This window comes from Methanosaeta sp. UBA458 (assembly GCF_002496085.1).
Taxonomy (GTDB): domain Archaea; phylum Halobacteriota; class Methanosarcinia; order Methanotrichales; family Methanotrichaceae; genus Methanothrix; species Methanothrix soehngenii.
This window is the reverse complement of sequence record NZ_DAIK01000008.1, coordinates 1-12,112: the sequence shown is the minus strand read 5'-3', so window position 1 is coordinate 12,112 and position 12,112 is coordinate 1. Positions and strand designations below refer to the sequence as shown.

The following is a 12,112-nucleotide window of genomic DNA, read 5'->3' as shown; positions in this document are numbered from 1 at the left end:
AGCGAGCATCCATTTATATTTCAATGGCGGTTCAAAATTATCTATTATTATTCATATATATTTATTTAACGTATTACATCATGGTGCCCTTCATCCGCCTGGAGAAGTATTCTGGCTCGAATCAGGTTTCTTGCAGAGGACTTGCCTTTACAAAGGTATCATCTAAAATGAAACCCCTGAAACAATTGCGCACTATTTTATGGAGTCTAAAAAAAGCAACCATAGTTCCGATTGGGCAGTCAAATCAGTCCGACCAGAGAGCCTGGATGATTTCCGGGTTCTGAAAAACGGCAGTGATCGGCCCGAGGCATATCCCTTCCTTAGGGCTTGGTGGCTGAGTGCTGTTTGATGGCAAAAATCATCAGCCTGCAATGGCCAGGCCTCAAGGCCAGCTTGCAATCAATTTATATGGAATCGTGGTCTATTATCATCTCGGTACATAAGATCCAGTGTAAGAGAAACATACTAATGCAATAATGCGCAAATATCTATGCAAAATGGGCATTCGATAAATCGCCAGCACTCCCATCCGGGACTCTAATTGAACCCATTTATTCATTTAGAATTCTGAGATCTTCTCTCCAGGTATATCCAGACTGCAATGCAATAAACAGAATCGAGCTTCCGCAAACCAAACCAGGTGTCAAGAATTGATTCAGAGCAAAAATCGAATTTATAGAACAGTAAGTCGCCTTAGAGCGCGCTTCGACAGCACTACTGCACCACTTCTGCTTAATTCTGAGCAGCAACAACGATCCGAGCTGTCAAGCACCCGCCAGCTGGAAGGCCATGCAGCGGAGCTCGCAGAACGCCATGAGGTTGACCCCATGCCTGGCAAGGATTTGCTCTTGCCAAGGCTGGCTGAGAACGAAGCGATCCTTCTCAAGGCAAACGAGCTGCTGACCAGAGCGGTGGCGGCGAATCTCAGGATTACGCCTGCCTCAGAGGAGTTTCTGGACAACTTCTATATGATGGAAGAGCAGATTCTCATGGCCAGGCAGCATCTGCCCAAGGGTTATAGCAAAGAGCTGCCACATATGCTTAATGGATCGCTGGCAGGCTACCCGCGCATTTATGATATTGCCAAAGAGCTAATTGCTCGTACCGATGGCCGGGTGGATGCAGAAAGCCTGAAGCGCTTTGTGGATGCTTATCAGACAAAATCAGTTCTAAATCTGGGCGAGCTCTGGGCAGTTGCGATCATGCTCCGCCTGGCATTGATCGAGAACCTGCGAAATATTTCTTTGCGAATCATTCAAGACAGGATCGACCGCGATCTGGCCAATCGCTGGGCGGTTCAGATCATCAAGACGGCAGAGATAGAGCCTAAGGGCTTGATTATTGCAGTGGCTGATCTGGCCCAGTCGGATCCTCCTTTGTCCAGTGCATTTGTAACCGAATTTGCCCAAAGGCTGGAGGGACAGGGACAGGCTATGACTCTCCCTCTATTCTGGATTGAAGAGCGTCTCTCCGAAACAGGAAAGTCAATCGGACATCTGGTCCAGGAGGATATAAAGCAGGCGCCTGCTGATAAGGTCTCCATTGCTAATAGCATCGCAAGCTTTCGTTTTCTTGACTCCATGGACTGGAAACGATTTGTAGAGGGAACGAGCGTTGTCGAGAAGGCACTCCGCTCCGATCCTGCAGGCACATATGACAAGATGGATTTTGCTACGCGGGATCGCTACCGTCATGCAGTGGAGAGCATTGCAAAGCGCAGCCTGCTGACTGAAGAAGATGTCGCCAATAAAGCAGCAAATCTGGCCCGGGAGAGTGCCACGGCCAGGGGTATCGACGATAGAAGTGCGCATGTTGGCTTCTATCTGATCGACAAGGGCCTGCCTTATCTGGAGAGAGAGGCGGATTTGAGCCTGTCCTTAATCGAGTCCTTCAACAGTACCATGCTCAGGTTCCCTCTGCTCTTCTATATCGGCGCCATAGCTCTTATTACTGCACTCATCATGATCACAGTACTGACACATGCTCATACCCTTGGATCACTCGGATGGCTGCAAATCCTGGCTTTTATTCTGCTGGTGATCTGCATAAGCAGTCCTGTAGTAGGGCTGGTTAACTGGCTGGCAACAATGGTTGTCCGTCCACATGCTCTGCCTAGAATGGACTTCTCCTCAGCAATTCCCGATGAGATGCGGACACTGGTGGTGGTACCATCAGTTCTGTCCAGTCCTGAAAAGATCGATGACCTGCTGGAGGGGCTTGAGATCAGATACCTGGCAAACCGGGATCACAACCTTCACTTCGGCCTCTTGACCGACCTGGTCGATGCCAAGCAGGAGATTATGCCAGAGGATGAGCACCTGCTGCAGAGGGCCCGCCAGGGAATCGAGGCGCTCAATGAAAGGTACCATGAGAGCATCTTCTTTCTCTTTCCCCGTTTGCGCAGGTGGGACTCTGATGAGGAGATCTGGCGGGGCTATGAGAGAAAGAGAGGCATACTCGAGGAGCTAAACTTTTTATTGCGAGGCGGATCCGAAAACAGCTTTTCTGTGATAACAGGCGACGTATCAATCCTCCCCGGAGTAAAATATGTCATTACAGTTGATGAAGATACCATGATGCCATTCGAATCTGCCCGGATTCTTGTGGAGACCATGGCCCATCCCCTCAACCACCCCAGATTCGATAAGGATAAGCGATATGTCGTCGAAGGCTACAGTATACTCCATCCTCGCCTGAGCTCAGGCATGAATGAAGCAGAAAAATCGCGGTTTGTGAAGCTCTTTGGAGGAGAGCCGGGAATTGATCCCTACACCCGAGAGGTCTCGGACGTCTACCAGGACATCTTCGGGGAAGGATCATTTACTGGAAAGGGGATCTACGACGTGGATGCTTTCTCCCAGTCACTAGGCGGACGCTTTCCAGAGAATCTGATCCTGAGCCATGATCTTCTGGAGGGAAGCTACGCCAGAGCGGCACTGGTCAGCGACGTCCAGTTCTATGAGGACTATCCTTACCATTACGCCTCAGACGTTAGCCGGCGGCATAGATGGATCCGGGGAGACTGGCAGATTGCCAGCTGGCTTCTCACGCGCGTGCCAGGTCCAGGTGGCATGGTCATGGACAATCCAATCTCAGGGCTATCCCGATGGAAGATCTTCGATAACCTCAGGCGAAGTCTGGTGGCGCCTGCCCAGATCTCTTTGCTGCTCTTGGCATGGGTAGCCCTTCAGCACCCCATCTTCTGGACCTCTATGGTAGTAGGAGCAGTTCTTGCTCTGCCTGTGCTGGCTTCCATCAGAACTATATTGAGCAAGTCAGAAGGGCTCTTTTTATACAAGCATCTGCATTATGCGGGGAGGGCAATTGCCAGATATCTGGCACAGGCAACTCTCAGCCTGATATTTCTGCCTTTTGAGGCATACTTCAGCCTTGATGCTGTTGTGCGCACCGGAGGGCGGATGCTATTCACCCATAAGCGACTCCTGGAATGGAACACCTCAGGCAGCGCCCAAAACCGCAGCCAGAGCAATTTGAGTGGATTCTACAGATCGATGTGGATAGCCCCGGCAGTAGCTATCAGCCTGATATCTTATCTCGCGTTTTGGCGTCCTGGTCTGCTGAGCACTAGCTGGCCGCTGCTGGCATCCTGGATCCTCGCCCCTGTTGTTGCCTGGTGGATAAGCCTACCCCTGGATACGCCCAGGGCAGAATTGAGCCCAGATCAGACGCTCTTTTTGCGCAAGCTTTCCAGAAGGACGTGGAGGTTCTTTGAGACATTCGTTACGCCTAAAAGCCACTGGCTTCCGCCGGACAACTATCAAGAGAATCCGCGCTCTGTGGTGGCGAATGGCACCTCGCCTACGAATATGGGATTGTCACTGCTAGCGAACCTGACAGCATACGATTTCGGCTATATCTCTGCGGGAAGGCTGATAAGGCGGAATGCTAGTGCCCTGAATACAATGAAAAACCTGGAACGGTTTCAGGGTCATTTTTATAATTGGTATGATATTAAAAAATTAAAGCCGATGATGCCCAGATATATCTCAACTGTTGATAGCGGTAACCTGGCGGGTCATCTCTTGACCTTAGAGCAGGGCCAGCTCGAGCTAATAGATCAGAAAATTCTGTCAGATCGTGCATTTTGCGGTCTGGAGGATACTCTGCAGATATTGAAGGATGCAGCCACCAGGGGCGGCGAGTCAGCAGAGGACAAGAAAGGAATTGCACCATTCCAGGTGCTCGAACAGATTGATCGATTCAAATCTGAGATTCATTCGCCCCCAGAGAACCTTTCTGCGGCCTGGCAGTTGCTGGACCGGCAAGCAAAAGCAACGGCATCGATGATAAGCCTTATTGAGCGAGAAGAGAATAGCGATCTGTTGTGGTGGGCTAGAGCTTACAAGCGGCAGCTCCGGGATCATAAGAGTGATCTGATCTATCTTGCCCCCTGGCTCATGCTGCCCATCTGGATACTGGAGCATCCAATTCCCGGGGAAATCCCGGAGCATGAATCAAATGAGCTGGCGGGAAAGAGAAGCGAGCTGGAAGCTGAGCTTCTCGGACATAACTATATTCCATCTTTAGGAGAGGTCCCAGGAGTGTCAGAAAAGGTGGCAGGCGTTATAGATCAGATCAGCAGGTGCTTTGTAGAAGACTGCCAGGAGGAACGAGATTGGCTAGAGGAGCTGAGGTCAAAGACAACTGACGCCAGGAGGCGTGCAGACGAGAGAATTGCGTCTATTGAATGGCTTGCTCAGACCTGCGGCGAACTGGCAGAAATAAAATATGATTTCCTCTTCAATAACTCGCGTCGGCTTCTTTCTATCGGCTATAATATCGAGAACTTAGAGCTTGATGAGAGCTGCTACGACCTCTTAGCATCCGAGGCCAGACTATGCAGCTATGTGGCCATTGCCCAGGGTCAGCTCCGACAGGAGCACTGGTTTGCTCTGGGTCGCATGCTCACCATAGCAGGGGGAGATTTCGCTCTGCTTTCCTGGGGTGGGACAATGTTTGAGTATCTCATGCCGCTATTGATTATGCCGACTTATGGAAACACCCTTCTTGATCAGACCTGCATATCGATAGTCAAGCGGCAGATCGAATATGGACAACAACGAAAAGTTCCCTGGGGCATCTCAGAATCTGGCTATAGTGTCGTAGATGTCAATCAGATCTATCAATACAGGGCTTTCGGAGTCCCGGGCCTTGGACTGAAACGTGGGCTGGCCAACGACCTGGTAGTAGCGCCTTATGCCTCCGCCATGGCTCTGATGGTCCTTCCTCAAGAGAGCTGCGTCAATCTGAAGCGTTTGGCAGATGAGGGTTATCTGGGAGAATATGGCTTTTATGAAGCTATCGATTATACCCCATCCCGTCTGGCCCAGCATCAGAGAAGCGCAATAGTCCAGTCCTTCATGTCTCACCATCAAGGGATGAGCCTTCTCTCTTTGGCTTATGTCCTGTTGGACCGGCCAATGCAAAGAAGATTCATGGCCAATCCCATCTTCCAGGCTGCAGATCTGCTTCTTCAGGAAAAGATTCCTCTGGCCAAGGCATTTTATCCTCATGCTGCAGAGGCATCGTCATCAATCTGGAGGGCGGGCATGCTTGAGCGCAAAGGCTCTGTGCGCGTCTTCAGTGATCCGAGCAGTGCCTTTCCCAATGTGCATCTTCTCTCCAATGGCAACTACAACGTGATGATCACCGGTTCTGGCGCAGGCATTAGCCGGTGGAAGGATATTGCAGTCACCCGCTGGCATGGCGATGCTACCCTGGATAATGAGGGACAGTTCTTCTATATCCGTGACCTGGAGAACAATGATTTCTGGTCGGCAGGATATCAGCCTGCATGCAGAGATTCAAGGACTTATCAGGTCATATTCGAGGGATCGAAGGCAGAGATTCGGTCAATGATTTGGGGGATTGATGCCCGTAGCGAAATTGTAGTCTCGCCTGAGGACGACGTTGAGTTAAGGACCATAAGTCTCACCAACCGTTCATCTGCAAAGCGGAAGATTGAGCTGACAAGCTATGCAGAGGTCGTTCTTACGGCCCTAGCCGCTGACGCGACTCATCCTGCTTTCAGCAACCTATTCGTGGAGACGAAGATCCTGCCCAAAAATTCTGCTATCCTGTGCACTCGACGACCGAGGTCTGAGGATGAGAAGACGCCCTGGATGTTGCATATGATGGCGTCGAAGAATGTTGCCGATGATTCAATCTCTTTTGAGACGGATAGGTCCAGGTTCATAGGCAGAGGAAGAGACGTCGCCGATCCTGTGGCAATGACAGGAACGGCGAGTCTATCAAATAGCGAGGGCCCCGTCCTGGATCCGATAGTCTCCATCAGGTGCATAGTTTCGATAGATCCAGGCGAGACAATGCGGGTGAACTTCATCACCGGAATTGCAGAGACGGAAGATGAAGCCATTAAGCTGATCGAAAAATACCATGACGTACGAATGGCCGAGCGCGTACATAATCTGGCCTGGACCCACAATCAAATGATCATGCAGCAGCTCAACATATCAGATGGCGATGTTCACCTTTATATGCGCCTTGCCAGCGCAATAATCTATCCCAACTCAAACTGGCGGGCAGGCTCGGGCGTTCTCATGAAAAACCAGCTTGGCCAGTCAGGCCTGTGGGCTTTTGGCATATCAGGCGATTTCCCAATTGTCCTCCTTCGGATCACAGATCGGTCTAATATCAATCTCGCCCGTGAGTTCCTGAGGGCTCATGCCTACTGGCAGATGATGGGGATTGTCGTGGATCTGGTGATCTGGAATGAGGATAGCTCGGGATATCGGCAGGAGCTTTATGATGAAATTATGGGTCTGATCTCCGTCAGCACAAGTGCATTTGATCCGAAGCGATTTGGTGGAGTTTATGTAATACAAGATGACCAGGTATCTGAAGAGGCCGGAGTCCTGATGGAGGCCGTGGCCAGTGCCATATTCACCGATTATCGGGGAACATTCGAAGAGCAGCTCAAACGCGAAAGGAGACCACGCGCGCCGGTGCCTCTCTTAAAGCCAGAAAAAACCTTGAAGGTCGAGACCTACAGGCCGATTGAATCTACAGGCCAAGACCTCATCTTCTTTAATGGTCTTGGTGGTTTCACAAAGGATGGACGCGAATATATAATCCGCTTAGCTCCGGGGGAAGTCACACCTGCCCCCTGGTCGAATGTGATAGCAAATCACAATTTTGGAACGGTAATATCCGAGTGCGGCAGCTCTTATACCTGGTCAGAAAACTCTCAGCAGTTCCGTCTGACCCCCTGGTACAACGATCCTGTAAGCGATCATAGCGGCGAAGCGCTATACATTCGAGATGAGTTGAGTGGAGATTTCTGGTCTCCTTCCGCACTTCCTGCCCGGGGCAAGACGCCTTATACCTGCAGGCACGGCTTTGGCTACAGCGTCTTCGAGCATAAAGAGTTCGGAATTGCATCCGAGCTGTGGGTATATGTGGCAATGGACGCACCAGTCAAGTTTTGCCGGCTTGTTGTTCGCAATGAATCCGGCATCTTCCGCCAGCTTTCCCTGACCTGTTACATCGAGCAGGTCTTGGGAGACCTGCGTTCCAAGACCGGAATGCATGTGGTCACAGAGATCGATCCAAGGACCGGTGCCCTATTTTCTAGAAACCCGTTCAATACGGATTTCCCGGGAAGAATCGTCTTCTTAGATGTGAATACGAAAATCAACAGCTTCACTGGCGACCGGACTGAGTTCCTGGGAAAGAACGGCAGCATGACCAGGCCAGCTGCGTTAGCCAGAGAGACGCTATCTAACCGGATTGGTGCGGCCATGGACCCCTGTGCAGCAATTCAGGTCAGAATAGATCTGCAGGATAAAGAGGATGTCGAGATCATATTTACCTGTGGAGCTGGGCAGAATGTGGAAGATGCACGCAGTCTGGTCAAACGTTTTCGAGGATCGGCTTCCGCTCGCACCGCTCTCGAGCAGGTTTGGAGCTACTGGAATCATACCCTTGGCGTGGTGCACGTGGAGACGGAAGATAAAGCTCTTGATGTGCTCACCAATGGCTGGCTCCTCTACCAGACACTATCTTGCCGCATGTGGGCGCGAACCGGATACTACCAGTCGAGCGGAGCCTATGGCTTCCGGGATCAGCTTCAGGATTCAATGGCTCTCATCTATGCAGAGCCGGAAATTTTCCGTGAGCATCTACTGCGCTGTGCTTCCCATCAGTTCGTGGAAGGAGATGTTTTGCACTGGTGGCACCCACCATTTGAACGGGGAGTGCGCACGCACAGTTCTGATGATCGCCTCTGGCTGCCGCTGGCAGCTCATCGCTACGTAACGACAACAGGAGATGTTGGTGTGCTTAACGAAAGCACCCACTTCATTACGGGTGGGCTCTTAGCTCCCGATGAAGACTCCTGCTACCACCTGCCTGCCAGGTCTGCGGAATCGGGCACTCTTTATGAGCACTGCGTCAGATCCATCAAGCGCAGTCTGCAGTTTGGCCGGCACGGCCTGCCTCTAATGGGAACGGGCGACTGGAACGATGGCATGAATCACGTAGGCTACCAGGGATTGGGCGAAAGCGTCTGGAATGCTTTCTTCCTATACGATGTGCTCGCAAAGTTCAAGGATATTGCCCATCTCTTTGGCGATTCCGCCTTTGCTGAGCTTTGTGCAAGCGAGGCTGCAACTCTGCGGGAGAATATCAGGCAGAGCGGCTGGGATGGCCATTGGTACCTGCGGGCATACTTCGACAATGGAGATCCACTCGGGTCCATTGCCAATGAGGAGTGCCAGATAGATTCAATCCCCCAGAGCTGGTCGGTTCTATCCGGGGCGGGAGACCCAGAAAGATCAAGGGAAGCAATGGAGGAAGTGGATCATAGACTGGTCAACAGGGACAATTCTGTGATACAGCTTTTGCAGCCACCATTTGATAGGTCCAGCTTGAATCCCGGATATATCAAAGGATATCTTCCAGGTGTGAGAGAGAATGGCGGGCAGTATACCCATGCCGCCATATGGGTGATTATGGCTTTTGCCTCTTTGGGCGACAGCGCCCGGGCCTGGGAGCTGTTGGATCTGATCAATCCGGTGATGCATGGCTCGACCCCAAATCAGGTGGCAATTTACCGGGTTGAGCCTTATATCGTGGCAGCAGATATCTGTGCTCTCCCTCCGAATGCAGGGAGGGGAGGATGGACATGGTACACAGGCGCTTCTGGCTGGATGTACCGCCTCATATTGGAATCACTGCTCGGTATAACCTTGGAAGTGGACAGGCTGCGATTTCAGCCCTGCATTCCCGACGACTGGAAATCCTTCAAAGTACATTATCATTATCGTGAGACATTCTATCATATCACTGTTATGCGGATTGGATCCGCGGAAGAAGTGACTGTGGATGGGATTATACAGACCGATGGGACTGTACACCTCGTTGACGATAAAAAAGAGCATTTAGTGGAGGTAAGGATAAGCTAGTGAGAGATAGGATCTTCATCCTCCCTTCATCTTCAAAAGATCAGTATTTTTATCCCCATAACCGTAGCAGTCACAATACTGGCTGCGATCAATATTCCTGTCGCAACGGCAGCAAGGGCGGGCAGGAACCGGAAGCCCAGGAGGAAGGCAATAGCACAGCCAGTCCAGGCCCCAGTCATAGGAAGGGGTATGGCCACGAAGATGATCAGGGCGATCAATCCAAAGTTCTCATGCTTTTGAATATACTTGCTGCGGGTGCGAGCGAATAGCCAGGTGAAGAATCTATCTCCAATGGTATAACGCCGCAGGTAATCGGATACAGGACCCAGAAATAGAAGCAGAGGAACCACGGGAAGGAGGTTTCCCAGGACGGATATGAGAAATGCCTGGTACCATGAGTATCCGTAATATCCAATGGCTAAAGGTATGGCTCCCCGAACCTCGGATACTGGAAGAGCAGCCACCATGAGAGTGACCAGCCACGAGGGAATTATGAGAACCATCCGTATTTCCTCAAAAGATTGGCAATGGCAATAGCTTCGGCCTCACCGATATCTTTTCCCTGCTCAGGCGGCATGCTGCTGAAGGTCCTCTTACTCTCCTATAGTTCCTTTGATCTCCACCTTGAAGACGGTCTCCTGGGTGGGTGAGGAGACGGAGATGCTCAGGTCCACGGGGATCTTCCCCAGAGCGATGGAAAGGGGCGCATCCGAGGTGGCGACATTCACCTTCACACCCTGAGATAGCCGGGTGAGGGCGCCGATAATGGACTCAAAGTCCACCGTCTGGGCGACCTCCTTGAGATCCGGGACCACAGTGATTGGAGCCAGCTTGATGGGCTCGACCGCAATGGGGTTTTGAGAGTCGCCTGATATCCGAGCGGATATGGGGCTAGAGCCATCTCCAGCCACCTGAATGCTCAACGCTCCATCCTTTCCCGAGCCCTTGACCTTGGCCACTATGGGGTACTTTTCCTGGTCCTCCGATCCCTGAACAATAGCCCTTGCATCAGCATCTACTTTGAAGCTCACCATCATATCACGGGAAGTGGTTGGATTTTCTCGGATATAAAGGTGGCATAGGCCCAGGCGATGGCTCAGGGCAACAGGCATGTATAATAGCCGGAATATGGCCAGAATAAATGGCCCCGGAGGCGAAAGCCTGATATCTTATGCGACAGTACCTTCCCACTGATGGTTGAAGTAGGATATTTGCATATTGATAGTCCCATTGCTGTTATTTCTTCCAATAACCGTCCGGAGACTGACAATGCAGTCGGTTTGATCTTGCTGGATGGCTTCGACCTTGATGTCGTCTCTCCTTCTCAGATCCAATCCCGTCTGAGCGACGTAAAGCAGAGGCTCAGGGAATGGAGGGAGGGCAGGGCTAACTTCCCAGATATCCACGATGGACAGCGCGCAGAAGAAAAAGAGGCAAAAAAACTAAGGCGCGATGCCGCCCTCGGCCTTTGTGCAACATGCTCTGAGGATGGGCCCCTCCTGGACGCGGCGAGAATTGCTGCCCAGAACCTCTGCCTGCTTGAGCTGAAGATGTCCAGCATTCGCGATCCCATCCGGTTGCTGGAGCTTATCCCTATTTTGAAGCGCTCTGGAGTCACCCTATCCCTCAGGATCAGGCCAGAGGATCTCTCCAATACATTGCTGCAAAAGCTCAACGAGAGCGATCTGGACCTGATTCACCTCGACCTGCGCGGCCTTAATGGAGTTAGCCCCAAGCTGGTCAAGAAAGCAGCTGATATTCGCGGTCCGGCGATAATGGCTCTGGCTGATGTGGGAGATTTTGAGGATGCCAGGACCCTCCTGGCGATGGGGGCAGATGTGGTATCTCTGCGCGGAGCCGATCCCGAGTTCGTCCAGTGGCTCGCCGGGGCCATGCTCGAATATGATCTTCTCAGCGGCTGGTGCAACGCCCCCAAGCATATTTGTGCGGGCGGAGACCTGCGCGGCCTGACCTTCTGCTGTCCTCCAGTCAAGAACTGCGCGGTGTTCGGCGCCCTTAAGAGAGCGGGCCTCTCCCCGGAGGAGTTCGTGAACCGGAAGCTCGCTTTTGCCAAAGGAACTCCTCTGGAGAAGGGAGAGGGCACATGCTTTGGAAGCCTGGTCTGGTGCTGCAAGATCAGCAAGCCCTGCTACCTGCGGGACGAGGCGCTATCCAGGGCGAAGCTCTCCGAAAAGGAATACATGGAACTGAAAAAGAAGCTGGCAGAGAAGATCCTGCAAAAGATCCATTGATCACATATGCGCGGGTCATTAGAGAGATCGGATCGAGTGGCTCAGTGCGCAGTTCTCGCCATGCTCTTCGAGCTCTCCTCCAGTCCCAAGCCAGGTAATGTCGACCGCTGCCACGATTTTTCTGATATCCGGTTTCATCACTTCCTGACCAGCGCAGTCTCTGCTTATCCCGTCTTCAGGAAGGCGGCGAGTGGCGAAGGAAGCCCCGGGTCACTCATACTGGAAGGGGTGGCAGCCTGGGGGGACTGGAACCTGAGAAGCAACACCCACTTCGGCTCGCTGGTGCTACTGATCCCTCTCGCCCTGGCTGCAGGCCGGATGGCGGGTCATGAACGAGCAGGTCATGAACACGGTCAAGAAACGAAACAGGACGAGAGCCAGGAGAATGGACCGGATGATGGGGTGGATGATGGG

The 12,112-nt window shown here is 52.0% G+C and carries 6 protein-coding genes; 4 read left to right on the top strand and 2 right to left on the bottom strand.

The genetic code is table 11. The annotated features are described in order from the left end of the window. Together BP822_RS00555 and BP822_RS00550 are read left to right on the top strand one after the other, a co-directional pair. Positions 1–284, top strand: a 284-nt coding sequence (locus BP822_RS00555) for a hypothetical protein (RefSeq protein ID WP_286877503.1), incomplete at its 5' end; no start/stop codon positions are given. A 543-nt stretch (positions 285–827) separates the two neighbouring features. Next, complete coding sequence (locus tag BP822_RS00550) at positions 828–9,446, top strand: GH36-type glycosyl hydrolase domain-containing protein (RefSeq protein ID WP_286877502.1); 8,619 nt, start codon at positions 828–830, stop codon at positions 9,444–9,446. A gap of 32 nt (positions 9,447–9,478) precedes the next feature. Here BP822_RS00550 and BP822_RS00545 read toward each other — a convergent pair whose 3' ends face one another. Beyond that, positions 9,479–9,949: a COG2426 family protein gene (locus tag BP822_RS00545; protein WP_013718047.1), complete on the bottom strand. Its 471-nt coding sequence runs from the start codon at positions 9,947–9,949 to the stop codon at positions 9,479–9,481. Positions 9,950–10,039: 90 nt separating this feature from the next. After that, a complete protein-coding gene (locus BP822_RS00540) occupies positions 10,040–10,480 on the bottom strand; it encodes a hypothetical protein (protein WP_286877501.1) in 441 nt (146 codons plus the stop codon). A 159-nt stretch (positions 10,481–10,639) separates the two neighbouring features. On the opposite strand from BP822_RS00540, the gene BP822_RS00535 reads away from it, so the two are divergent. Then, positions 10,640–11,698: a methanogenesis marker 9 domain-containing protein gene (locus BP822_RS00535; RefSeq protein ID WP_273278752.1), complete on the top strand. Its 1,059-nt coding sequence runs from the start codon at positions 10,640–10,642 to the stop codon at positions 11,696–11,698. 6 nt (positions 11,699–11,704) lie between these two features. Continuing rightward, positions 11,705–12,112, top strand: a 408-nt coding sequence (locus BP822_RS00530; RefSeq protein ID WP_286877500.1) for a triphosphoribosyl-dephospho-CoA synthase, incomplete at its 3' end; no start/stop codon positions are given.